The organism is Streptomyces sirii (assembly GCF_045690365.1).
GTDB classification, from domain to species: domain Bacteria; phylum Actinomycetota; class Actinomycetes; order Streptomycetales; family Streptomycetaceae; genus Streptomyces; species Streptomyces sirii.
Genome location: NZ_CP147982.1, coordinates 7,175,297 through 7,198,676 on the forward strand (window position 1 = coordinate 7,175,297; position 23,380 = coordinate 7,198,676).

22 protein-coding genes are annotated in these 23,380 nt (G+C 72.4%); 14 read left to right on the forward strand and 8 right to left on the reverse strand.

Going from position 1 to position 23,380, the window contains the following annotated elements:
- Nucleotides 1-40: 40 nt before the first annotated feature.
- Entirely contained in the window at nucleotides 41-292 is a 252-nt protein-coding gene (locus WAB15_RS31900; RefSeq protein ID WP_399146413.1) for a hypothetical protein, read from the reverse strand.
- 174 nt (nucleotides 293-466) lie between these two features.
- Here WAB15_RS31900 and WAB15_RS31905 point away from each other — a divergent pair, with 174 nt between their 5' ends.
- Nucleotides 467-1,018 (forward strand): MarR family winged helix-turn-helix transcriptional regulator, encoded by a 552-nt coding sequence (locus tag WAB15_RS31905; protein ID WP_407288353.1) that lies wholly within the window; start codon nucleotides 467-469, stop codon nucleotides 1,016-1,018.
- A gap of 15 nt (nucleotides 1,019-1,033) precedes the next feature.
- Here WAB15_RS31905 and WAB15_RS31910 read toward each other — a convergent pair whose 3' ends face one another.
- Nucleotides 1,034-2,227 carry a serine hydrolase domain-containing protein gene (locus WAB15_RS31910; RefSeq protein WP_399146331.1) on the reverse strand — a complete coding sequence of 398 codons (1,194 nt, stop codon included), beginning with the start codon at nucleotides 2,225-2,227 and terminating at the stop codon, nucleotides 1,034-1,036.
- 347 nt (nucleotides 2,228-2,574) lie between these two features.
- On the opposite strand from WAB15_RS31910, the gene WAB15_RS31915 reads away from it, so the two are divergent.
- Together WAB15_RS31915 and WAB15_RS31920 are read left to right on the forward strand one after the other, a co-directional pair.
- On the forward strand, nucleotides 2,575-3,303 hold the full coding sequence (locus WAB15_RS31915) for an isochorismatase family protein (protein WP_407288354.1): 729 nt from the start codon (nucleotides 2,575-2,577) through the stop codon (nucleotides 3,301-3,303).
- A gap of 101 nt (nucleotides 3,304-3,404) precedes the next feature.
- Entirely contained in the window at nucleotides 3,405-3,806 is a 402-nt protein-coding gene (locus WAB15_RS31920; protein WP_399146333.1) for a VOC family protein, read from the forward strand.
- Here the strand turns inward: WAB15_RS31920 and WAB15_RS31925 are convergent.
- On the reverse strand, nucleotides 3,778-4,596 hold the full coding sequence (locus tag WAB15_RS31925) for a lipase family protein (protein WP_407288355.1): 819 nt from the start codon (nucleotides 4,594-4,596) through the stop codon (nucleotides 3,778-3,780). The two genes, WAB15_RS31920 and WAB15_RS31925, sit on opposite strands and share 29 nt — an antisense overlap.
- 333 nt (nucleotides 4,597-4,929) lie before the next feature.
- On the opposite strand from WAB15_RS31925, the gene WAB15_RS31930 reads away from it, so the two are divergent.
- The 6 genes from WAB15_RS31930 (at nucleotide 4,930) to WAB15_RS31955 (ending at nucleotide 10,840) form a co-directional block, all read left to right on the forward strand.
- Nucleotides 4,930-5,316, forward strand: coding sequence for a hypothetical protein (locus WAB15_RS31930; protein ID WP_399146335.1), 387 nt, complete (start codon nucleotides 4,930-4,932; stop codon nucleotides 5,314-5,316).
- Nucleotides 5,317-5,563: 247 nt separating this feature from the next.
- Complete coding sequence (locus tag WAB15_RS31935; RefSeq protein WP_407288356.1) at nucleotides 5,564-6,283, forward strand: (2Fe-2S)-binding protein; 720 nt, start codon at nucleotides 5,564-5,566, stop codon at nucleotides 6,281-6,283.
- Nucleotides 6,280-7,302, forward strand: a complete 1,023-nt coding sequence (locus WAB15_RS31940) for an FAD binding domain-containing protein (protein WP_407288357.1) — start codon at nucleotides 6,280-6,282, stop codon at nucleotides 7,300-7,302. The genes WAB15_RS31935 and WAB15_RS31940 overlap by 4 nt, the downstream gene beginning before the upstream one ends.
- A gap of 84 nt (nucleotides 7,303-7,386) precedes the next feature.
- Nucleotides 7,387-9,498, forward strand: coding sequence for a xanthine dehydrogenase family protein molybdopterin-binding subunit (locus WAB15_RS31945; RefSeq protein WP_399146338.1), 2,112 nt, complete (start codon nucleotides 7,387-7,389; stop codon nucleotides 9,496-9,498).
- Between the two features lie 177 nt (nucleotides 9,499-9,675).
- Nucleotides 9,676-10,212, forward strand: a complete 537-nt coding sequence (locus WAB15_RS31950; protein WP_407288358.1) for an ATP-binding protein — start codon at nucleotides 9,676-9,678, stop codon at nucleotides 10,210-10,212.
- 193 nt (nucleotides 10,213-10,405) lie between these two features.
- The gene (locus WAB15_RS31955) at nucleotides 10,406-10,840 is read left to right on the forward strand and encodes a hypothetical protein (protein ID WP_407288359.1); all 435 of its coding nucleotides are present in this window, start codon (nucleotides 10,406-10,408) and stop codon (nucleotides 10,838-10,840) included.
- A 200-nt stretch (nucleotides 10,841-11,040) separates the two neighbouring features.
- On the opposite strand, the gene WAB15_RS31960 is transcribed toward WAB15_RS31955, so the two are convergent.
- Nucleotides 11,041-11,223: a hypothetical protein gene (locus WAB15_RS31960; RefSeq protein WP_407288360.1), complete on the reverse strand. Its 183-nt coding sequence runs from the start codon at nucleotides 11,221-11,223 to the stop codon at nucleotides 11,041-11,043.
- 314 nt (nucleotides 11,224-11,537) lie between these two features.
- Between WAB15_RS31960 and WAB15_RS31965 the strand changes: the two genes are divergently transcribed.
- From WAB15_RS31965 to WAB15_RS31980, 4 genes are all read left to right on the forward strand, one after another.
- Entirely contained in the window at nucleotides 11,538-12,746 is a 1,209-nt protein-coding gene (locus WAB15_RS31965; RefSeq protein ID WP_407288361.1) for a PLP-dependent cysteine synthase family protein, read from the forward strand.
- Nucleotides 12,747-12,751: 5 nt separating this feature from the next.
- Nucleotides 12,752-14,041, forward strand: a complete 1,290-nt coding sequence (locus tag WAB15_RS31970) for an MFS transporter (protein ID WP_399146414.1) — start codon at nucleotides 12,752-12,754, stop codon at nucleotides 14,039-14,041.
- Between the two features lie 258 nt (nucleotides 14,042-14,299).
- Complete coding sequence (locus WAB15_RS31975) at nucleotides 14,300-16,357, forward strand: phosphocholine-specific phospholipase C (protein ID WP_399146343.1); 2,058 nt, start codon at nucleotides 14,300-14,302, stop codon at nucleotides 16,355-16,357.
- Nucleotides 16,358-16,565: 208 nt separating this feature from the next.
- A complete protein-coding gene (locus WAB15_RS31980; RefSeq protein WP_399146344.1) occupies nucleotides 16,566-17,621 on the forward strand; it encodes an aldo/keto reductase in 1,056 nt (351 codons plus the stop codon).
- Nucleotides 17,622-17,712: 91 nt separating this feature from the next.
- On the opposite strand, the gene WAB15_RS31985 is transcribed toward WAB15_RS31980, so the two are convergent.
- Nucleotides 17,713-18,891 (reverse strand): Ig-like domain-containing protein, encoded by a 1,179-nt coding sequence (locus tag WAB15_RS31985; RefSeq protein ID WP_407288362.1) that lies wholly within the window; start codon nucleotides 18,889-18,891, stop codon nucleotides 17,713-17,715.
- A 188-nt stretch (nucleotides 18,892-19,079) separates the two neighbouring features.
- Nucleotides 19,080-20,255 (reverse strand): DUF6777 domain-containing protein, encoded by a 1,176-nt coding sequence (locus tag WAB15_RS31990; protein WP_407288363.1) that lies wholly within the window; start codon nucleotides 20,253-20,255, stop codon nucleotides 19,080-19,082.
- Between the two features lie 287 nt (nucleotides 20,256-20,542).
- Here WAB15_RS31990 and WAB15_RS31995 point away from each other — a divergent pair, with 287 nt between their 5' ends.
- Nucleotides 20,543-21,847 carry a streptophobe family protein gene (locus tag WAB15_RS31995; protein ID WP_399146347.1) on the forward strand — a complete coding sequence of 435 codons (1,305 nt, stop codon included), beginning with the start codon at nucleotides 20,543-20,545 and terminating at the stop codon, nucleotides 21,845-21,847.
- Between the two features lie 18 nt (nucleotides 21,848-21,865).
- Here WAB15_RS31995 and WAB15_RS32000 read toward each other — a convergent pair whose 3' ends face one another.
- Nucleotides 21,866-22,819 (reverse strand): serine/threonine-protein kinase, encoded by a 954-nt coding sequence (locus tag WAB15_RS32000; protein WP_407288364.1) that lies wholly within the window; start codon nucleotides 22,817-22,819, stop codon nucleotides 21,866-21,868.
- Complete coding sequence (locus WAB15_RS32005) at nucleotides 22,816-23,376, reverse strand: hypothetical protein (RefSeq protein WP_399146349.1); 561 nt, start codon at nucleotides 23,374-23,376, stop codon at nucleotides 22,816-22,818. The genes WAB15_RS32000 and WAB15_RS32005 overlap by 4 nt, the downstream gene beginning before the upstream one ends.
- Nucleotides 23,377-23,380: the final 4 nt, after the last annotated feature.

The following is a 23,380-nucleotide window of genomic DNA, read 5'->3' on the forward strand; positions in this document are numbered from 1 at the left end:
ATCGGTGCGCCCGCCAGGTCCGTACGGACGGGCACCGGCCTCAGGCGAGGTACGTACGAGCCGTGTTCACCCGGCCGGGGCGCAGGATCCGGATCGGGCCGAGGTTGCAGGACGGGCAGTCGTTGCGGGTCAGCGGGGAGGCGACCCGGACGCCGCGGGTGAAGTAGTCGGCGCGCCGATGCCCGGCCAGGTCCGTGGTGTGCCGGATCTCGTACTCCTCCTCCCAGCCGTGCCCGCAGTGCAGACAGACGAACGAATACGCCTCGTGAACCGTCTCGGTGTCCCGTTCCATGGTCACCACGCCCTCTCCCCGGGCCCACCGCGCTCGCGCCGGGGCCGGATACTTGCCGCACCTCCCATTATTGCGCCGTGCAACCGCGATCGCCGGTGCGGATTCACCGGTCGTCGGCAGCGCCCGAAGGGGCCTGTCACCAGGTGCGATGCCGTCAGCGGTATAAAGGCAGCCATGGGGCACGACGATGATTCCGGCCACGACGACGATCCCGGCCCGGCCGCCGATCCCGGCCGAGACGCCGATCTCGATCATGACGTCGAGGAGGTCATCGCCGCGGTGCTGACCGCCTCCCGGCTGCTGGTCGGGATCTCGGCCCGTGCGCTCGCCCGGATGGGTCCCTCGCTCACGCTGCCCCAGCTGCGGGCCCTCGTGGTGCTGGACGGCCAGGGCCCGGTCAAGCTCGCCACGCTGGCCGCCGCGCTGGGCGTCAATCCGTCGACCGCGATGCGGATGGTCGACCGGCTGGCGGCGGCCGGCAGCGTCAGCCGGCAGGCCAATCCCGGTAACCGCCGGGAGGTGGTACTGAGCCTGACGGCGCAGGGCCGCGAGCTCGTCGAGCGCGTACTGGCCCACCGGCATGCGGAGATCGCCGCGATCGTGGCCCGGCTGCCGGTGGACCGGCGCGCCGGGCTCGTGGGCTCCCTGCGCGCGCTCACCGATGCCGCCGGCGAACCGCCCGTCGCTCCGAGGCCCGCGCCGCCGCACGAATCGGCGACCCCCTAGAACCAGCCGGGGGCGTCAGCCCCGCACCCCCTCCAAGGCCGCGTAGACCGCCGCGATCAGGCCGAGGTTGCGCGGGTCGTCACCGGTCGTGCCGCCGCCGCACTTGTTCATGACGTAGGCGTACGACACCCCGTTCTCCGGATCGGCGAAGGCGTACGAGCCGCCCACCCCGCCGTGCCCGAAGGCCCGCGGATTGGGGCCCGCCAGGCCGTGGTGGTTGAGCAGGTAGCCGAGTCCCCAGCGGTGCTCGAAGCCCGCCGGGGCGAGCGCGCCGAGCGCCAGGTCGTGCTCGCCGGGCAGGCTCTGCGACCGGCGCATCTCCTCCAGGGTCGCCGGACCGACGAGCGTGCCGCACGCGAGTGCGCCGTACACCGTCGCCAGCCCGTGCGCGGTGGCGTGCCCGTTGCCCGCGGGGATCTCGGCCGAGCGGTAGGCGGCGCTGTTGACGTCGCCGGTGGGGATATAGGTCAGCGCCAGCAGCACGGCCGTCAACGGATGATCGGTGATCGACCGGAACGGCGGCTTCGGCACGCCGGGCAACCGTTCCCCGAGCCGCGCCTCGTCCAGCTGCCCGATCATGTCCGCGCAGGAGGCGTGCTCCTCGACGGGGGTCCCGATGAACACCCGCGCGCCCAGCGGCCCGGTGATCTCGCTGCGCAGGAACGCGCCGAGGGATTGCCCGGTGATCCGCCGAACCACCTCGCCGACGAGGTAGCCGAAGGTCACCGCGTGGTAGCCCTGAGCGGTGCCCGGCTCCCACCACGGTGCGGTGGCCGCCAGGTCGGCGCACACCCGCTCCCAGTCGTAGGCGCGCCCCGGGGGCAGCGGCTCACTGGGCGCGATCAGCCCGGCGCGATGGCTGAGCAGCCAGCGGACGGGTATGTCCTGTTTGCCGGCCTGCGCGAACTCCGGCCAGTAGCGGGCGACCGGCGCGTCGAGGTCCAACTCGCCCCGGTCCGCGAGGAGATGGGCGCACAGCGCGGTCATCCCCTTGGACGTCGAGTAGACATTCACCAGGGTGTCGCGCTCCCAGACGCGGGTCCGGTCGGCGTCCGCGTGGCCGCCCCACAGGTCGACCACCGCCGCGCCGTCCACGGTCACCGCGACCGCCGCGCCGACGTCGCCGTGCTCGCCGAAGTTCCGCTCGAACGCTTCCCGTACGCCGGCGAACTCCGGTGCGCAGTAGCCATTGACGGTGGCTGGTCCCACGGTGGCTCTCCTCGCGTCGTCCTTGTGCGTCATCCCGTGAGTCCGTACGGCGAGTACAGGGCTGGTGCGTCGGGCGAGTGCAAGCGCCGAGTACGTGCGGCGAGTACCTGTGGCGCGTACTCGCGTACGGTGTGCTCGACCGGATGATCCGCCCGGTCGATGCCCATGGCAACGAGGTGAGCCCGGACGGCTCAGCGGTGCGTGTCCGGACAGGCCGACGTGCCGCCGCCGGGCCTGCGTGACCTCCGGCCATGTGACGTCCTTGACCCTCCACCGCGTGAAGTCCCTGGCCGGATCCCGCCGCATTCGGTGATCACCGCCCGACCGCGCGACGCACCATGGCCACCATGACCACGACCAGCACCACGACCGGGACGCACGCCGGGACCGATACGCGGCCCGGGATCGGGTCCGAGACGCAGCCCGGGGGGACGGGGCCCGAGGCGCATGCCGTTGCCGCGACCGGCGCCCCGATTCACTCCGCCGGCCCCCTTCCCCCCGTCGACGCCCTCCTCCTCATCGACCTGCAGTCGGCCTTTGTCGCGGGCGACGAGGCGGTGCCCGAGGCCGCGCGGGTGCTCGATCGGAGCCGCGACCTGCTCGCCGGGGCCCGCGCCGCCGGCGCCCTCGTCGTTCATCTGCAGAACGACGGCGAGCCCGGAACCGTCGACGAGCCGCACACGCCCGGCTGGGAACTCCATCTGCCCGTCGAGCCGGGTCCCCGTGAGGTCGTCGTCCGCAAGACCGAGGACGACGGCTTCGAGGGCACCGAGCTGGGCACCCTGCTCGCCGACGCCGACGTCCAGGCGCTCGCCGTCTGCGGGGTCCTCTCCGAGATGTGCGTCGCCGCGACCGCCCGGACGGCCCTGGACCGCGACTTCCGGGTCGTTCTGCCGCACGACGCACATGCCACCTACGACATCCCCGCGGCACCGGGCATCAGCGATGTCGTCCCGGCGGCCATGTCCTCCCGCGCCGCGGAATGGGCCCTGGGCGACGAGGTGGAGATCGTCGCCCATTCCGCCGACGTCACCTTCGCCCGCACCACGTCCACCGCGTCCCACCCCGACCGATGAATCTGCGCCTCGGGCGCGGTCTACCTCCCCAAACCCAGCGGCCCACCTCCCCGGACCCCGGGGACTCGTAGTCGCCCCACACCTCGCAACAGGAGGACCCCGTGCCTGACACCACGCCCCCCGCCGCCATCCAGCCCGTGATCGTCACCCCCGACGTCGACCGGCTGCGGAGCTTCTACCGCGAACTCCTCGGCGCCGAGGAGTTCACCCGTGTGCCCGAAGAGGGGCCGGTCTTCTTCGTCGGGCTGCGGCTCGGCGGTTCGGAGCTGGGCATCGTGGCGGACAAGGACGTCGAGACCGGCACTCCGACCCGCATCCTGCTCAGCTTCGCGGTCGAGGACGTGGACCACCTCCTGGACCGGGTCGCGCCCCTTGGTGGCACGGTGCGCGGCCCGGCCAATGACATGCCGTGGGGCCAGCGGGTGGCCCACATCCAGGACCCGGACGGCAACGCCGTCAACCTCACCCAGCCGGTCAGTTCTGGTTCTTCTCCAATGCGTTGATGTACGCGTTCATGAAGTGGTCGCGGACGCCGTCGGAGGCGGGCGCGAACGCATCGGCGGTGAGCCCCTTCGCGCGGTCGAACAGGCCGCTGATCACCGGCATGGTGCTGTGGATGGTGCCCTGGGAATCGATGTAGCGCAGCGCGGAGACGTGGTGGAAGGCGGGCTCCGGGGGGAGCTGCGGCACGATGTCGTTGTTGTTGACGAAGCGGTACATGCGGTCCGTGAACGCCGCGCTGAACGCCTGTGACAGCAGCCGGTCGCAGGTCCGCGGCTGCCCGAAGGTGTAGACGCCGGTGGCCGTCACATGCGGCTCTTCGAAGTGCAGGCGGGCGCCGGCCAGCATCGCCAGCGCGCCGCCGAGGCTGTGGCCGGTGAACCACACGGTCTGGTTGTTGTCGCGGAACTCGTCGACGGCGGCGCGGACCTGCGGCCAGATGCCCGCCAGCGCCTCGCCGAAGCCGTAGTGGATGTACCCCTTGCCGCCGGGGCCGGGCCACGGCGGCGTGGTGGAGTCGGAGAGCCAGTCGCGAAGTTCTGCCGGCTCCGTCCCCCGGAAGGCGGTGATGATCATGCTCTCGCCGCCGAGGGTGTACGCCTGGGTGTCCTCCAGCGGGAAGGGCGGACGGAACTCGGTGAGATGGTGGCGCACCCGGTCGAAGCCCCAATCATGGGCGGTGGCCTCGACGGTCCTCTCGTCCTTGTACGCGAGGTCGGCGGCGCGCGCCATACAGAGCGCATGGCGGACGGTGTAGCTGGTGACCTTCTGATCGATGACGGTGCTGGTCAAAGTCGGCTCCTCGTGGGGTCAAGGTGGGCACTGACTGCTGATCACTGCTGATGGCTGCGGCTGTCCTGCGATGCGCGAGCTGTCCTGCGATACGTGTGTGAGGCGTGTGAGGCACGTGCGCCACACGCTCACGCAGTACCGCCGGTGCAAGCGCGACACTCAGCTCGGTTACAGAGCGCATCCATCGACTACAGAGCGTAACATTCACGCCTCGCGTCGCAACGTTGCGCCGTTCAAACCACTCGTTCGAGCCTCAGGTCGCACACACCGGGCCGTGGCGCGAGCCTGGAAGCGTTCGGCCCCGGAGGAAGGCCCGCAGAGGAAGGCCCCACAGTGAACAGCGCGGATCAGGCATCACACGCGGAACACGTATCGGCCGAGGTGGTGGTGGAGCTGGAGAGCTGTGCCGCGCAGGACGCGCATGCCGTCTTCAGCGCGCTGCGTACCTCGTTCAGCTCAGACCGGGCCGCCGATGACGTGCCCGAGGAGATGGCGGGGCCAGGCGCGACCGTGTGGACCTCGACCTTCGACGTGAGCGAGCGCAAGGCCGAGGCCGAGCCCCGGCGGCTGACCGCGCCCGTCATCGTCAGCCTCCAGGGGGGCTATTGGGCAGTCGACCAGCTGGTCAAGGGCCTGAAGCCGGCGTTCGCGGTACAGATCCTCGGCATGGCCGCCGGCGACCAGGAAAAGGAAGTCGAACTCCGCCTGGAAACCCGCTGACGGACGACGCCGGGGCCGGCCCCGGCGTCGTCCGACTGCCCGTTCCGACTCCTGTCCGTCCGCGACCGTCGTCCCCCACCTCCGCCCCACCGCCACCCCCACCCCCACCCCCACCCTTGAGGGTGGGCATCCGCGTTACTACACCCGCCCACCCCCCGTAAGGGGGGTGGGCGGCGGGGAAAAACAAATACGCCACGCCACACCCCGCCCCGCCCCGCCCCCACCCCACCCCGGAAGGTATGACCGAGTGGAGCCCACCAACGATCCGCCAGCCGCCGGCGACAACACCCCACCACTGGCCGACCGCGACGCGCCACCAGCTACCGGCGACGGCGCCCCGCCGGCCGCCCGCGGCAGCGTCCCGGCAGTCACGGACGACAGCGCCCCAGACGACTCCGACGGCGCCTGGCCGGAGTCCGGCCAGGCGTCCGAGTCGGTGCTTCATGTCAACAACCGGGCGCACTCGCTGACCCTGGACCACCGGACGACGCTCCTGGACGCGCTCCGTGAGCACCTCGGTCTCACCGGTGCCAAGAAGGGGTGCGACCACGGGCAGTGCGGCGCCTGCACGGTGCTCGTCGACGGGCGGCGCGCCAACAGCTGCCTGCTGCTGGCGGTGGCACAGGACGGCCGGCAGATCACCACCGTCGAGGGACTGGCCGAGGGGGAGCGGCTGCACCCGCTCCAGGAGGCCTTCCTGGAGCGGGACGCCCTGCAGTGCGGCTACTGCACCCCTGGCCAGATCTGTTCGGCCGTCGGGGTGCTGGCGGAGGCGGCCGACGGCTTTCCGTCCCATGTCACCCCGGCCACCGCGTCCCCCGGGGCTCCGGTGGAACTCGGCGAGGACGAGATCCGCGAGCGGATGAGCGGAAATCTGTGCCGCTGCGGCGCGTATCCCCGGATCGTCGAAGCGGTCGGGGACGTCAGCGCCAAGGACGCGGCGGCCGGTCGGGGGGTGGCCTCGTGAAGCCCTTCGGATACGTCCGTGTGGCCGGCGTCGACGAGGCCGTACGGGCAGCCGACGGCCGGCCCGGCGCCCGGTTCCTCGGCGGGGGCACCAACCTCGTCGACCTGATGAAGCTGGGCGTGGAGACACCGCGGCTGCTCATCGACGTCACCCGGTTGCCGCTCGACCGTATCGAGGAGCTTCCGGACGGCGGCCTGCGCATCGGTGCGATGGTCCGCAACAGCGATCTCGCCGCGGCCGTCCCCGTGCGCGACCGCTACCCGGTCCTGTCGCAGGCGCTGCTGGCCGGTGCCTCCGGGCAGCTGCGCAACACCGCGACCACCGGCGGCAATCTGCTGCAGCGCACCCGCTGCCTGTACTTCCAGGACACCTCCAAGCCCTGCAACAAGCGCGCCCCGGGAAGCGGCTGCCCGGCCCGTGAGGGCGCACATCGCGACCTCGCCGTACTGGGCCACTCCGAACACTGCGTCGCCACCCAGCCGTCGGACATGGCGGTCGCGCTGGCCGCCCTCGACGCCACCGTGCACCTGCACGGCCCCGACGGCGAACGCAGTGTGCCGGCGACCGACTTCCACCGGCTGCCCGGCGAGCAGCCGGAGCAGGACACCGTGATCCGGCCCGGCGAGCTGATCACCGCCGTCGAGCTCCCGCCCGCGAGCCCCGGCGCGCGCTCGCGCTACCGCAAGGCCCGCGACCGCGCCTCGTTCGCCTTCGCGCTGGTCTCCGTCGGCGCCGTACTGGAGGTGCGGGACGGCGTCGTACGGCGCGCATCGTTGGCGTTCGGCGGGCTCGCGCACCGGCCGTGGCGCGCCCGCGCGGCCGAGGAGGTGCTGCGGGGCGCGCCGGCCACCGAGGAGACCTTCCAGCGCGCCGCCGACGCCGAACTCGGCGCCGCCCAGCCCCTGCGCGACAACGGCTACAAGGTCCCCCTGGCCCGCAATCTCGCCGTCGGAGTGCTGTCGGACCTGGCGGAGTCGGCAGACCCGGCGGACCCACCGAACCCGCCCGCGGCCGGTTGACGACACCGGCGGACCGGCGGGCACCGTCACCCCCGAGGCCACCCACCGCACTCCTCACCGCCCCCACCCCCAAGGACCCTCGCCATGACCCCCCAGTTCCCGTCAGGTCCACCCCCCTATCCCCTGGGCGCGCCCCTCGTCCGTCGGGAGGGCCGGCTGAAGGTCACCGGCGCCGCCCGTTACGCGGCCGAACACACCCCGCCGGGCTGCGCCTACGCCTGGCCGGTGGCGGCGACCGTCGCCCGCGGCCGGGTCACCGCGGTGGACACCGCGCGGGCGCTCGCGCTACCGGGGGTGTGCGCGGTGCTGACGCATGAGAACGCGCCTCGTCTCGCGGCCGCCGACGATCCGACGCTGTCGGTGCTCCAGGAGGACCGGGTGCCGCACCGCGGCTGGTATGTCGCGCTGGCCGTCGCGGACAGCCTCGAAGCCGCCCGCGCCGCCGCCGAGGCGGTACGCGTCACCTACGAGTCCGACACGCATGACGTGCGGCTGAGCGCCGGGCATCCGGGCCTGTACGCGCCGGAGACGGCCAACGGCGGCTATCCGGGGACCAGGGAGCGCGGCGACTTCGACGCGGCCTTCGCGGCCGCTCCGGTCACCGTCGACGCCACCTACACCGTGCCCCCGCTGCACAACCACCCCATGGAACCGCACGCCTCCACCGCCCACTGGGACGACGGCCATCTGACGGTCCATGACTCCAGCCAGGGCTCCACCAAGGTGTGCGAGGACCTCGCCGCGCTGTTCACACTGGACAAGAGCGACGTCACCGTCGTCTCCGAGCACGTCGGCGGCGGCTTCGGCTCCAAGGGCACGCCGCGCCCGCAGGTCGTACTCGCCGCGATGGCCGCCCGGCACACGGGGCGGCCGGTCAAACTGTCCCTGCCGCGCCGCCAGATGCCGGCCGTCGTCGGGCATCGCGCACCGACCGTCCAGCGGGTGCGCATCGGGGCCGGCGAGGACGGTGTCATCACCGCCCTCGCGCACGAGGTCGCCACCCACACCTCCACCGTCAAGGAGTTCGTGGAGCAGGCCGCGGTCCCGGGACGCGTCATGTACACCTCGCCCAACAGCCGCACCGTGCACCGCGTCGTCCCGCTCGACGTGCCGAGCCCCTCGTGGATGCGCGCACCGGGCGAGGCCCCCGGCATGTACGCCCTGGAGTCGGCCGTCGACGAACTCGCCGTCCTCCTGGACATCGACCCCGTCGAACTGCGGATGCGCAACGAACCGGACACCGAGCCGGACAGCGACCGCGCCTTCAGCAGCCGGCACCTCGTGGGCTGTCTCCGGGAAGGCGCCCAGCGCTTCGGCTGGCAGCCGCGCGATCCGCGGCCGGCCGTACGGCCGGAAGGCCGCCTGCTGCTGGGCACCGGCGTCGCCTCGGCCACCTACCCCGTCTTCCAGGCGGCCTCCGAGGCCGAGGCGCACGCGGACGCGGACGGCGGTTTCCGCATCCGCCTGAACGCCACCGATATCGGCACCGGCGCCCGCACCGTCCTCGCGCAGGTCGCCGCCGCAGCACTGGGCGTGCCGGAGGACCGGGTCGGTATCGAGATCGGCAGCAGCGATCTGCCGCCCGCGCTGCTGGCCGGCGGCTCGGCGGGCACCGGGTCCTGGGGCTGGGCCGTGCACAAGGCGTGTACGGGGCTGCGGGCCCGGCTGCGCGACCATGTCGGGCCGCTCCCGTCCGACGGGTTCACGGTCACCGCGGACACCCGCCAGGAGACGGCCGAGCGGTCCCCGTATGCCCGGCACTCCTTCGGCGCCACCTTCGCGGAGGTCCAGGTCGACACCGTCACCGGGGAGGTCCGGGTGCGCCGGCTGCTGGGCGTGTTCGCGGCCGGGCGGATCCTCAACTCCCGTACGGCGCGCTCGCAGTTCATCGGCGGTATGACCATGGGGCTCGGGATGGCTCTCATGGAGGGCAGCGGTCTGGACCCCGCCTTCGGCGACTTCGCGGAGTGCGATCTGGCCTCGTACCACGTGCCGGCCTGCGCCGATGTCCCGCGGATCGAGGCGTACTGGCTCGACGAGGAGGATCCGCATCTCAACCCCATGGGCAGCAAGGGCATCGGGGAGATCGGCATCGTCGGCACCGCCGCGGCCATCGCCAACGCCGTACGGCACGCCACCGGCGTCCGCTTGCGCGATCTGCCGCTCACGCCCGACAAGCTCCTGCCGCACCTGTGAGGCGGCAGGGCGGATGAGGGCGGGGTGGGACTCCGGTGGCCCAAGATCTGTTGCGGAAGCCTCGCTGTCGGGCCACCATGACAAATGACCCATACGTGATTAATGCTCACTCTTCGTGTTCGGGGTTCGTTGGTCCAACGAGGTGAGGGCGTGAGCCTCGCGGTGAGGAGCCACGACATGACACTTCCCAGCGACCGGCACTACACGGTCGAACTGCATGCCTCGGCGGAGCGTGTGCCGCAGATCCAGCGGATTCTGGCCGCGCACCTGCGGTACTGGAATCTTGAGCTGCATATTCCGCCCGTATGCCGGGGAGTGGCGGAACTCCTGACCAACGTCCATCGCCATATCGGCCCGGACGCCCGCTGCGTCGTCGAACTCCGCTGGTCCGGACGCCATCTGACGGCCTCCGTCGCGGACCAGGGCCCACGGCTGCCGAAGCTGCGCAGCGCCGGTGGCGGCGGACTGTCGACGGTGGCGGCACTGAGCGACAGCTGGGGCACCTGCGGGACCGCGGACGGCAAGGTCATCTGGTTCACCCGACGGGTCGAGGAGACCCGCAAGGTCCGGCTGACGAGTCAGGCTCCGCTGCGCAGCGTGCCCGACGCGAAGGGGCAGCCGGCCGTCCCGGTAGAGCCGCCGGCCGACCCGGGCGCCGGGGCCACCGCCGACGGGCCGGCCCCGGCGGCCTCGCCCGCGGTGTCGTTCGCCTGATGCGCCCTCATCGGTGAGTGGTGTGTGCCCGCGGTGGGACCGACGAGCCCTCGGTGCGGCCGATGAGCCCTCGGTGAGATGAGGAGGCGGGGCGTGGGCGGTCACCGCCGGCACGCCTCGCCGGCAGGCCGATAACCGTCTGGCGGGCACCGGCTTACCGGCGACGGTCGCCCGCCCCGGTTACGATCGTGGCATGGCAACGGCCCGTTCGTTCAACGGCAGGGTGCGGGACCGCGGTTCGGCGGTTCCGTTTCGTCTGCTGTGGCTGGCCGCGTTGCTGATCAGCGTGCTGGTCGCGCACGGTGCGCGGGCGGAGAGCGCCGAAGGGCACCTGGTGAGCGCCGTGCCGATCGCGGCCGCCGCGGAATCCGGCGCCTGGCTCGCCCCCGAGGACGGCGGCCACTCCGAGCACCCGGGCCACCCCGGAGACCCGGGTCAGCACTCCCACGAGCTGTGTGTGTCGGCGCCGCCGCAGCAGGGCACTTCGGTGGCGCATCCCTGCGCCAAGCCCCTGACGGGCTCCGCCTGGCACGCGCCGACGCAGGGCCGCTCCGGTCCGCCCCCGCGCGCCGCCGCCGCGCCTCCGCCCTTGAACGGTGCTACGGGCTCCGTCGTTCAGCAGGTGTAGAGCAGCAGGTCCGGTTTCCGGCCAATTCCGGTTCACGCCCTGCTGACTTCGCCTGCCCGTGTGCGCGTTCGCCCTGCTCCACTGCGACGCGGCGGCGGCAGCCCCTCGGAGGACCCGTGCCCGCCCCCACGCCGTATCGCGTTCCACTTGCCGCAACGCCCCGTCCCGCGCTCCGCCCCGCGCCCCGATCACCGTTTCGTTCAGTCCTCCGCCGGACCGTCCGGCTGACGTTCCTTCTCCTCCTCGCCGTCGGGCTGCTGTCCGTGCTGCTGCCGTGTGCCGACGGTGTGGACGGGCACCACCATGTGGCCGTACCGGCGGCCGTGGCGTCGGCGCAGTCCGAGCCCGCGGCCGCAGTGCCCGCCGCAACGGACGACGGGCACTCCGCCTCCGAGTGCGGGCCCGGCGCACTGGGCCACGTCACGCAGGGCCGGACGGCCCCGGAGTCGCAGGGCGCCGCGCCCGCGGTCCTGGGGGCGGCCGCATCCGCCATCGCCGTGCGGCGGCCGGCGCCCCGGAGCGCCGGCGGGTCCCGCAGACCGGTGCGCGACGGCCGGTCCACACTCGCCGCCCTCTGTCGGTGCCGGATATAGGAGCCGCGGCCGCGTCCCGCCGCGCGGTGGCGCCGTCGAGCCCCACCGCGGGCGACGCCAGACGAGCGTCCCTGTCACTCCCCACACCGTAGCGAGAGCGAATCATGCACTCTGTTTCCACGGCAGCCGGCTCCGGCCCCTTCGGGATCCCGGACCTCCCGACCCCCGGCGTCTCCCCCGACCCGGGCCCCCCGGGCCCCGCCGCGGGCATCCCCGGCCTGGTCGGCAACACCCCCGTACTGCACATCTCCGAACCGCTCACCCCGCCCGGCCGCGGCTTCTGGGCGAAGCTGGAGGGCCGCAACCCGGGCGGCATCAAGGACCGACCGGGCCTCCACATGGTCGAACGCGCCCGCGCCCGCGGTGAACTGCGGCCCGGCGCCCGGATCATCGAATCCACCAGCGGAACCCTCGGGCTCGGCCTGGCGCTGGCCGGGATGGTCCACGGCCATCCGGTCAGCCTGGTCACCGACCCCGGCCTGGAGCCCTCGATGACCCGGCTGCTGACCGCCTACGGCGCACAGGTCGAGCTGGTCGGCGAACCGCATCCCTCCGGCGGCTGGCAGCAGGCCCGCCGCGACCGGGTGACCGAACTGCTCGCCGCGCACCCCGGATCGTGGTGCCCCGACCAGTACAACAACCCCGACAACACCACCGCCTATCTGCCGCTGGCCCTCGAACTCGCCTCCCAGCTGGGCCATATCGACGTCCTGGTGTGCAGCGTGGGCACCGGCGGGCACTCCGCCGGGGTGTCGCGGGTGCTGCGCCAGCTCTACCCGGAGCTGCGGCTCGTCGGGGTCGACACCATCGGCTCGACGATCTTCGGTCAGCCCGCCCGCCCCCGGCTCATGCGCGGGCTGGGGTCGAGCATCTATCCGCGCAACGTCGCCTACGACCAGTTCAGCGAGGTGCACTGGGTCGCGCCGGGCGAAGCGGTGTGGACCTGCCGCCGGTTGGCCTCCTCGCACTACGCCACCGGCGGCTGGAGCGTCGGCGCGGTCGCGCTGGTCGCCGCCTGGCAAAGCCGCGTCCAGCCGGCCGGTACCCGTATCGCGGCGGTCTTCCCGGACGGACCGCAGCGGTATCTGAGCACGGTGTACGACGACGAGTACTGTGCCGCCAACGGCCTGCTGGACACCCCGCCGGCGGACGCGCCGCAGACGCTTGGCCGCCCGGACGAGCGGGAGGTCACCGCCTGGAGCCGGTGCGCGAATGTGGTGGATCCGCTCGCCCCGCCCGGACCGTCGGTTCCGGGGCGGCCCGACGGTGCCGGTCGCCTGCCCGCCGACGCGCTGCGGGAGGTGGTCCGGTGACCGGCATGCTCGCGCAGGTGCGTTCCTACGACCGCAGCGTCCAGTTGCTGATGGCCAATCAGTTCACCATCAATCTCGGCTTCTACATGCTGATGCCGTATCTGGCCGGGCATCTGTCCGGCACCCTCGGCCTGGCCGGCTGGCTGGTCGGCCTGGTGCTGGGCGTACGCAACTTCAGCCAGCAGGGCATGTTCCTGGTCGGCGGCACACTGGCCGACCGGTTCGGCTACAAGCCGCTGATCGTGGCCGGCTGTGTGCTGCGTACGGTCGGCTTCGCCACGCTCGGGCTGGTGGACTCGCTGACCGCGCTGCTGGCGGCGTCCGCGGCCACCGGCCTGGCCGGGGCGCTGTTCAATCCGGCGGTACGGGCGTATCTGGCCGCCGCGGCGGGGGAGCGCAGGCTGGAGGCGTTCGCGCTGTTCAACGTCTTCTACCAGGCGGGGATCCTGCTCGGCCCGTTGGTGGGCATGGTGCTGACCGGCGTCGACTTCCGGGTCACCTGCCTGGTGTCGGCGGGGATCTTCGCGGTGCTGAGCGCGGTGCAGATCCGCGCGCTGCCGTCCTGGGACGGCGAGTCCGCGCGGGCCGACGGCGCCGGCCGGCACCAGGGCGTGCTGTCCCAGTGGCGGGGGGTGCTGGCCAACCGGCCGTTCCTGCTGTTCTCGGGAGCCATGATCGGCTCGTATGTGCTGTCGTTCCAGGTCTATCTGGCGCTGCCGCTGGAGGTACGGCGGCTGGCCGGCGAGGGGGAGTCGGGTACCGCGGCGGTGGCCGTGCTGTTCGCGGTGTCGGGGCTGAGCACGATCCTGGGCCAGACCCGGGTGACCCGCTGGTGCAAGGCCCGGATGCCGGCCGGACGCGCCCTCACCTGGGGGCTGTTGACCATGGGGCTGGCGTTCCTGCCGCTGCTGGCGGCCACCGCACTGCCGGTGCCGGCCCAGGGGCCGGGCCGCTGGGCGCTGGCGGCCGTTCCGCCGGCGCTCTGCGCGCTGCTGCTCGCCCTCGGCACGATGATCACCTACCCGTTCGAGATGGACACCATCGTCAGGCTCTCCGGTGACCGCCTGGTCGCCACCCACTACGGGCTCTACAACACCATCTGCGGGATCGGCATCACCCTCGGCAATCTGCTCACCGGAGCCGCGCTGGACGCCTCCAGGTCGGCCGGGCTGCCCGCCCTGCCCTGGCTCGTCCTGCCCGCACTCGGGGCGGCCTGCGGCGCCGCCCTGTACGGACTGCACCGCACGGGCCGGCTGACCCGGGCCGTCGGGCTGGAGGTGGCGCCGGCCCGATGAGTACGGGCGGTGGTGGTCCCGGTGCGCGACGGCACGGGACCACCACCGCCGCACCAACCGTCGCCTCACGCTCACGGTCGGCGAGTTCGGCGCGCGTACCCCGATGTGTCACATGTGCGACACCCCCCCTTCCCTGACACTCGATCCTCTTGGAACACTCTGCTGATCGTTGTTTCTCCACGGCCCCTCACAAGACGGCACAGCAGCGTTCCCCAATATCGCGAGCTTCCCCACACACCCGAAGAGGTCCTAGGACTCATGCCTGAACTCAATCGGCGGCGTTTCCTCCAGATCGCCGGCGCCACCGCGGGTGCCTCCGCGCTGTCGAGCAGCATCGCCCGCGCCGCAGCCATCCCCGCCAAGCGCCGCTCCGGCTCCATCAACGACATCGAGCATGTCGTGGTGCTGATGCAGGAGAACCGTTCCTTCGATCACTACTTCGGCTCGATGAAGGGCGTACGCGGCTTCGGCGATCCGCGCCCGGTGACGCTGCCCAGCGGCAAGCCGGTCTGGAACCAGCCCGACGGCGGCAAGGAGGTGCTGCCCTTCCACCCGGATGCCGAGGACCTCGGCATGCAGTTCATCGCCGGCCTCGACCACGACTGGGCGGGCGGCCACAAGGCGTTCCACGACGGCGCCTACGACCAGTGGGTGCCGGCCAAGAGCGACCGCACCATGGCGTACCTCAACCGGCAGGACATCCCGTTCCACTACGCGCTCGCCGACGCCTTCACCATCTGCGACTCCTACCACTGCTCGTTCATGGGTGCCACCGACCCCAACCGCTACTACATGCTGTCGGGGCACGTGGGCAACGACGGCAAGGGCGGCGGGCCGGTCCTGGGGAACCAGGAACTCGGGTACGACTGGACGACCTACGCCGAGCGCCTCGAAGGGGCCGGGATCTCCTGGAAGGTCTACCAGGACATCGGTGACGGCCTGGACGCGGCCGGCAAGTGGGGTTGGATCGAAGACGCCTACCGTGGCAACTACGGCGACAACTCGCTGCTGTTCTTCAACAAGTACCGCAACGCCAAGCCCGGCGAACCGCTCTTCGACAAGGCGCGCACCGGCACCAACGCCAAGGCCGGCGACGGCTACTTCGACCTGCTCAAGGCCGATGTGAAGGCCGGCAAGCTGCCGCAGGTCTCCTGGATAGCCGCCCCCGAGGCCTTCTCGGAGCACCCCAACTGGCCGGTGAACTACGGCGCCTGGTACATCTCGCAGGTCCTGGACGCGCTGACGTCCAACCCCGAGGTGTGGAGCAAGACCGCCCTGTTCATCACCTACGACGAGAACGACGGCTACTTCGACCACATCGTTCCGCCGTACGTGCCGTCCTCCGCGGCGCAGGGCCTGTCCACCGTGGACACCGCCCTGGACTACTTCCCGGGCAACGCGTCGTACTCCGCCGGGCACTACGGCCTGGGCCAGCGCGTGCCGATGCTCGTCGTCTCGCCGTGGAGCACCGGCGGCTTCGTGAACTCCGAGGTCTTCGACCACACGTCGATCATCCGGTTCATGGAGCGGCGGTTCGGCGTGCGGGAGCCGAACATCTCGCCGTGGCGGCGCGCCATCTGCGGCGACCTCACCTCCGCCTTCGACTTCGGCGGCAAGGACACCGACCCCGCGCGGCTCCCGGACACCGACGGCTACCAGCCGCCGGACCACGAGCGGCACCCCGACTACCTCCCCAAGCCGCCCGCCGACCCCGCCCTGCCCAAGCAGGAGGCCGGCTCGCGCCCCACGCGGCCGCTGCCCTACGCCCCGCTGGTGGACGGCGCCGCGGACCCGGCGGCCGGGAAGTTCACCCTCACCTTCAGCGCGGGTGACGCGGCCGGCGCGTGCTTCCACGTCCGGTCGGGCAACCGCACCGACGGGCCCTGGACGTACACCACGGAGAAGGGCAAGCAGCTCTCCGACACCTGGAACACCAAGTACTCCAAGGACGCCTACGACCTGTCGGTGTTCGGCCCGAACGGCTTCCTGCGGACCTTCCAGGGCCCCGGCAAGACCGCCGGCCCCGAGGTGACGGCGCGCCACGACAAGGCGAGCGGCAACCTCAAGCTGACCCTGAAGAACGCCGGCGGCGCCGACTGCAACCTCACCGTCACCAACGCCTACGGCGGCGCCAAGGAGACGTTCAAGGTGCGCGCCGGTGCCACCGTCGAGCACACCGTGGACCTGCGCGCGAGCAAGCGCTGGTACGACCTGACCGTGGTGTCCGACACCGACCGCACGTTCCTGCGGCGCCTCGCGGGGCACGTGGAGAACGGCGCGGTCGGCGTGAGCGACCCGGCGATCATCACCGGCTGACGCACCGCCAGCCCCGGGCCCCGGCCCCGCTCCCTGAAAGCACGCCGCTCGAACGGCGTTCCCAGGGGCGCGGGGCCGGGGCCCGTGTGGTGACCCGACTCGCCCGCACTCGTGAACGCGCACCCGCGGTCGCGCACGACTTGCCTTCAAGCGCGCTCCAGCTCCTAGCGTGAAGCCACACGTCGAGCGAGGAGACGAGGGGAGAACCGTGCGCTACACACTGTTCGGCAGGACCGGTCTGCGGGTGAGCGAGCTGTGCCTGGGGACCATGACCTTCGGCGAGGAGTGGGGGTGGGGTGCCGCCAAGGACACCAGCCGCCGCATCCTGGACGCCTACGCGGACGCCGGCGGCAACTTCGTCGACACCGCCAACAACTACACCGACGGCACGGCCGAGCGGATGCTGGGGGAGCTGCTCGAAGGCCGCCGGGACAGCTTCGTGCTGGCGTCCAAGTACACCTGCGCGACCCGCAAGGGCGAGGTCAACTCCGCGGGCAACCACCGCAAGAACCTGGTCCGTTCGGTGGAGGAGAGCCTCGCCCGGCTGCGCACCGACCACCTCGACGTGCTGTGGGTGCACGCCCGGGACAACTTCACCCCGGTCGAGGAGGTCATGCGGGCCCTCGACGACCTGGTGCGCTCCGGCAAGGTGAGCTACGTCGGTGTCTCCGACTGGCCGGCCTGGGAGATCGCGCAGGCCAACACCCTGGCCGAACTGCGCGGCTGGACCGCGTTCGCGGGCTCGCAGCTGCGCTACAACCTGCTGGAGCGCACGCCGGAGCGGGAACTGCTGCCGCAGGCCCGCGCCTTCGACCTGGCCGTGCTGGCCTGGGCGCCGCTCGCGGCCGGCCGGCTCACCGGCAAGTACCGCGGCGGCGGGACGGGCCGGCTGGACACCGTCGAGAGCGCCGCGCAGGACCACAACGCGGAGGAGACCCTCACCGCGGTGCTGGAGATCGCCGAGCGGGGCGGCTGGAGCCCGGCGCAGGTGGCGCTGGCGTGGCTGCGCAGCCGTCCCGGCAACGTCGTCCCCGTCATCGGCGCCACCAAGGAGAGCCAGCTCGCCGACAATCTGGCGAGTGTCGACGTGCGGCTGGATGCCGACGCGCTGGCGCGGCTCGACGCGGTGAGCGCGGTGCCGCTGGGCTTCCCGCACGACTTCCTGCGGGAACCGGGCATCGTCGAGAACGTCTACGGCGACCGCTGGGCCGACATCGAGGACCGGCGCTCCACGTACCGCCGGACGACGGTCGAGGTCCGTTGACCGCAGGCCGTGTGCCGGGGGTCGCACACGGCACACGCCGCCGCCCGGTGGTCCGGGCGGCGGCGTGTGCGGGGGGAGGAGGGAGGCGGGGCTACTTCAGCGCGCTGCGCTGCTGCCACTGCTGCCAGGTCTCCTGCCAGACCTCCAGGCCGTTGCCGACATCGGTCCTGTTGGGGTTGCTGGTGCCCTTCACCTCGACCGTGGAGCCGATCGACAGGAAGTCGAAGACCTTCTTGGCGTCCTCGGTGGTCATGCCGAAGCAGCCGTGGCTGTTGTTGACCACACCGATCTGCTTGTTCCACGGGGCGGAGTGCAGGAAGGTCCCGGAGGCGGTGAGGTGGGTGACCCACTTGGAGTCCAGCATCCACTCGTCGCCGTGGCCGATGGTGGACGAGTCCATCGTCTCGGCCGCGTTCTTGCTGCGTACGGTGTGCACCCCGCCGCGGGTCGGGTCCTGCGGGGAGCCCGCGGAGCCGGAGATGGTGCCGACGTTCTTGCCGTTCTCGTACATCGTCAGGGTGTGCGAGGGAACGTCGATGACGGCCTTGTGATCGGCGCCGACGGTGAATCCGAAGTTGTAGTCCCGGGCGAACCAGCCGCCGTCGGAGCCGGAGTCGATACCGCCCAGCGTGCCCTTGACGGAGACCTTGGTGCCGGTCGGCCAGTAGTCCTTGGGGCGCCAGTCGATCCGGTTCTTGCCGCTCCAGTCCTTGACCCAGCCCCAGGAGCCCTCGACCTTCGGCTGGGTGGAGACCTTCAGCGCCTTCTCGATCTCGGCGCGCTTGTTCTCGGCCACCGGGTGGTCGAAGAGGATCGATATCGGCATTCCGGTGCCGACGGTCTGCCCGCCGCCCGGGGTGTTGGTGAGCTTGTTGACCTTGTCGGCCTGCTCGGTGGTGAAGACCGAGGTGGCGGCGGACTCCTTGCCCTCCGCAGACTTCGCCTTGGTCTTCACGGTGTAGGTGGTCTGCGGCCTGACCTTGCCGTTGGACGTCCATGACGTGCCGTCACCGGCCAGCCGTCCGGTGACCTCGCCGCCCTTGTCGTCCTTGACCTCGACCGAGGTGAGCTTTCCGCGGTCGGCCCGGACGGATATCGGCGAGCCGAGCTTGGCCGACTTGGTGCCCGCGGCCGGGGTGACGGACACCTTGGCCTCCGGCGCGGACGCCTTCGACGAATCGGCACCCGCCCCGCACGCGGTCAGCAGGCCGGCCGCCGCTATCAGGGCGGGTATCAACCGAGCGGGGTGGCGACGGGGTGCGGCGTGCACGGGGGTCCCTCCAAAGCAGAACGACTGGCATCGGCGGGGCCCGGCCCTGTGAGGGCGTAACCGTCAAAGGCTGCCAATGCACCCGCCGCATATGCAGAGGGTCTGTCCGCTGTGGTGGTTGTCCGGTGCACCGAATATTCAGGACACGGTTCGGTATCGGTGTGCGGCGCGGGGCGCCGGGCGGGGCGTCAGGTGGCCGGCGCCGTCCCCTCGGAGTGCGGCACGCTGCCGGGTGACCCGTCGCTGCCGGTGGTCCCCTCGCCCGGTTGCTCGACGTGGGGCGAGGAGTCGCCGGTGGTTCCGCCGGTGGTTCCGCCGGTGGGCGGCTCGGTCGTCCCGCCGGTGGTGCCGGTCCCTCCGGTGGTCTCCGTCCCGGGGCCGGTGTCCGGCGTACCGGGTTCCGACGTCGAGGTGCCGGTCTCCCCGGTGGTGCTCTCGCCGGTCGGGGGCGACGACCCGGTCGACGGGGACCCGGTGGCGGGGCCGCTGGGGGTCTCGGTGGGCGGGGCGGTCGGGCGGTCCTCGGTGGGGCCCTCGGCGCCCTTGGGGCGCTTGAACCACTTGCCCGTCTTCGGGTCGCACAGGGTGAACGCGCGGACCGTCTTCTTCGAGGGCTTCACGACGACCGCGTGGGAGGGCCGGTAGCCGGGCCACGGCTCACCGACCGTCTTCGCCCCGCTCAGCGCCTGGGGCTTGGTCAGCGGGTTCCCGCACTTGCAGCGCACCCGCGGCACTCCGTACGCGTCGACCAGGACCGCGGTGCCGGCCTGCATCACCGACTGGAAGGGGTAGGCCTTGCCGTCCTTGTAGCCGTGGTTGGTGACCCGGGTGTCGTAGCGCAGTTGTACGGGCGTCAGCGACCGCAGATAGGCCGGGATGTTCTCCGGGGCCTGGCCCACGGCGGCGGCGAACGCCCGGTTCTTCGCGGGGACGCTGCCCAGGAACCGGATCTGCTTCTCGATGTCGCAGCTCGCGCTGTTCTGGGTGCCGCCGTAGAGGCCGGGCGTCTCACCGGCGAAATTGCTGTTGGTGCCCTTCACCGGCTTTCTGGGGGTCGCGGACGGGGCGGGGGTGGACTCGGTCGCCGTCGACTCCGTGACGGGGTCGCGGCCGGTGTAGCCGGCCGGTTCGGCGAAGACCTCGTTGGCGCTGGCGCCGTTCGGACGGGTGAGGACGATGGTCAGGATGACGGCCGCGACCACGGCGGCCGCGATGATCGCGACCCGCGGCGCGGACCGCCACCAGGGGCCGCCGCCACCGGACTCGCCGCCGCCACCGCCGCCACCGCCGCCGCCACCCTTGCCGGGACCGCGGGGCGGGGGAGTCGGGCCCCCGGCCTCGGTCCGCGGCTGCGGCGTGTCCACCCGTGTCGGCTCGTGCGGGGTGTCGGACGGCGTGAGCGGGCCGGCCGGGGGGCCTGTCGGGCGACTGTCGGGCGACGAAGGCGGTGTCACGGGTCCCTCTTCCGGCGCGTACGGGCCATCCGGCCAAGTGGCCAAGTGAATTGCCCTGGTTTGTCGGTGTCTAGGACATTGTGTGCTCGGTTCCGGCACTCTCCGCAAGCGGGGCGGTACACGGCGTGCTTACGGTGGTGGGTGCCTGCGCCACACGCCGTGGTCGCGGCATCCGCAGCGAAAGGTCAGGAGCCAGCGTGAGCCAGCCGAAAGGCCCCGCGTCCACCGTTCCCCCCGGCCCGGTGCACACCCCTGGCGTACCGCCCGCCGTGCGCGCCTGGGGCGAGGCGCTCGGCGCGGCCGTCGCGGGCATCGCCGCCATGCTCGTGGTCGCCGCACTCGGCCTGTGGGCGGCCGGCGCGGCGGACCTGCCCGGCGGGGCGTTCCCGTCGGTGGTCGCGGCGACGGTCCTGAGCGCCGCCGGCGGCTCGGTCACCCTGGCCGGCGACGCCGGGATCATCGGCGAGGCGCAGGCCACCCTCGACGTCGTACCGCTGTCGGTCACCCTGGCCGGTGCGCTGGTGACCGGCGCCGTCTTCCTGCTGCCGCTGCGCCATCGAGCGGTCGCCGGCACCCGGGAGCTGCTCGGCCGGATCGCTCGCACGGCGGTGTGCTGGCTGGTGCTCCTGCTGCTGCTCGGCCTCGCCGCCCGGCACGACTTCCAGATCTCGGTGGGCAGCGACCTCGTCGACCAGATCGGCGCCGAGCTGGGCAGCACCCCCACCGTCGGCTTCGCCGCCGATGTGCCGGCGACGCTCGGCTTCGGGCTGCTGTGGGTGCTGGCGGTGCTCGTGCTGACCTTCCTCGTCTCGCGCCGGGCGCCGCTCTCCTCCCGGCTGCTGCACTTCCAGGACTCCGTACGGCCGCCGGCCTTCGCGATGCTGCTGACGCTGCTGATCTACGTGGCGATCGGGCTGATCATCGGCATCGTCGAGCTGATCACCAAGGACCGTCCGGCCGAGACCCTCGCGGTGCTCCTCCTCGGGCTGCCGAACCTGACCTGGATGGCGTTGGGCCTGGGGGCCGGCGGCGGCTGGGTGGGGCATGTCGACAAGGCCATCGGCCTGCCGATGCCGCACGCCGTGGACCAGGTGCTGCGCGCCCGGGGGCAGCGGACCCTCGACGTCGGCACGCTCGCCCAGTACGACGGACGCGCCTGGCTGCTGGTGGCGCTGGCGGCCGTGGTGCTGCTGGCCGCCGCCTTCTCCGCGGCGGTCCGCTCCCCGGCCCGGCTGCCGGCCTGGCGGCACGCCGTCGAGCTGGCCGTGGCACTGGCCCTGACCCTGCTCGTCGTCGGACTGCTCACCCGGATCGACGCCCACTACGGGCTCTCCCTGATCGGGGTCGGTGACCTCGGCGGCAACCTGGGCGGCGAGGTCACCGTGTATCCGCAACTCTGGCGGCTGATGGGGGTGGGCGTCGCCTGGGGGCTGGTCACCGGCTTCCTCGGCAGCCTGCTGGCGCGGGGCGTACGGCATCCGGGCGAGGTGGGGGAACGCTGAGGAGCCGCCGGCCGGCGGCTACGGCCTGCCGCCGCCGAACACCGGGGCCGCCCAGGCCGGCGGGCGCGGCGGGCCGGTCACCCGGGCGGCCTCCCGCAGCGCCGCCACGAAATCCCGACAGGTCTCGTAGCGGTCTTCCGGCGCCTTGGCCAGGGACTTGGCGAACACCGCGTCGCAGGCCGGCGGCAGATCGGGGCGCCGGTCGGTCAGGGACGGCGGCTGGCGGTTCTGATGCGCCCAGAGCAGGGCCAGGATGTCGTCGCACCGGAACGGCGGCGACCCGGTCAGCATCTCGAACTGCACACAGGCCAGGCTGTAGATGTCGCAGCGGCCGTCCACCGGACCGCCCGAGACCTGCTCGGGCGCCACATACTCCGGCGTGCCGACGACCTGCCCGATGGTGGTGACCCCGGACAGCGACATCGCCCGCTTCGTCAGCCCGAAGTCGGTCAGGTAGGCGTGCTCCGGACTGTCGTAGTCGGTGCCCTGGGCGATCAGGATGTTGCCCGGCTTGACGTCCCGGTGCACCAGGCCGTGCGCATGGGCGGCGTCCAGCGCCGAGGCCACCTGGAGGGCGATCCGGCAGGCGGTCTCCATGGGGAGCGTGCCGTCGCGATCGAGCAGCGCCGCCAGATCCAGCCCCTCGACGTACCGCATCGCGATGTAGAGCAGCCCCTCGGCCTCCCCGGCGTCGAAGACCGGCACGATGTGCGGGTGCTCCAGGGAGGCGGCGACCTGCGACTCGCGCTCGAAGCGCTTGCGGAAGGTGTCGTCCCGGGCCCGCTCCGGCGCCAGCAGCTTGATCGCGACGATGCGACCGAGCCGCAGGTCCTGCGCCCGGTAGACCACGCCCATCCCGCCCCGGCCGATCTCGTCCTGCAGCTCGTATCCGGCGATCCGGTGCCCGCGCAGCCCGGAGGAGTCCGGGGCGGTGGAGCGCTCCCGGTTGCGGTCGGCCGGCTCGCCGTTCACGGTGACTCCGGGTACTCCTGACCGGACGTGGGTCCCGGCCGCTGACCGGAGTCCCTCGACGACGGTCCCGAAGTCACCGCGCACGTCTGCATCGACAGCCCGTCGCAGTAGCACCACCGCTCGTGCCGGGCGTCGTAGAGCCAGACCGCCTCGCCGTCCACGACCACGCCCAGCCGGGTGCCGCGGGTCCGCTCGGCGAAGGATTCGCGGTCGAGCTGCCCGGCGGCCAGCTCCTCGATCAGCCGCCGGTACCTGCCCAGTTCGTCCTCCGCCGCGCCCAGCAGCGACCGGGGGTCCGCGGTCCGGGCGGCCGGCTGCGCGGCGGTCGGCGGCTCGCGCGGCACGGTCAGCAGCAGCCGGCCGTCGACCCAGGCCGACCAGCCGTTGGAGCACAGCGCCAGCGCCCAGTCGCCGCGCCGGTCGATGATCTGGACGGGCAGCAGCGGGTCGAGCGGTGAGCTGGGCAGGGTCGAGTCCGGGGCGGACCAGGTCGCCATGCCCTCCGGCGGGACGACATGGCTGGGGAGGAACTCCGGTGAGGTCACAGGTGAGGTCACAGGC

Coding starts and splice junctions, on each gene's coding strand:
- WAB15_RS31900 (WP_399146413.1), bottom strand. CDS start 292: ATGGAACGGGACACCGAGACGGTTCACGAGGCGTATTCGTTCGTCTGT.
- WAB15_RS31905 (WP_407288353.1), top strand. CDS start 467: ATGGGGCACGACGATGATTCCGGCCACGACGACGATCCCGGCCCGGCC.
- WAB15_RS31915 (WP_407288354.1), top strand. CDS start 2,575: ATGACCACGACCAGCACCACGACCGGGACGCACGCCGGGACCGATACG.
- WAB15_RS31945 (WP_399146338.1), top strand. CDS start 7,387: ATGACCCCCCAGTTCCCGTCAGGTCCACCCCCCTATCCCCTGGGCGCG.
- WAB15_RS31950 (WP_407288358.1), top strand. CDS start 9,676: ATGACACTTCCCAGCGACCGGCACTACACGGTCGAACTGCATGCCTCG.
- WAB15_RS31955 (WP_407288359.1), top strand. CDS start 10,406: ATGGCAACGGCCCGTTCGTTCAACGGCAGGGTGCGGGACCGCGGTTCG.
- WAB15_RS31965 (WP_407288361.1), top strand. CDS start 11,538: ATGCACTCTGTTTCCACGGCAGCCGGCTCCGGCCCCTTCGGGATCCCG.
- WAB15_RS31970 (WP_399146414.1), top strand. CDS start 12,752: ATGCTCGCGCAGGTGCGTTCCTACGACCGCAGCGTCCAGTTGCTGATG.
- WAB15_RS31975 (WP_399146343.1), top strand. CDS start 14,300: ATGCCTGAACTCAATCGGCGGCGTTTCCTCCAGATCGCCGGCGCCACC.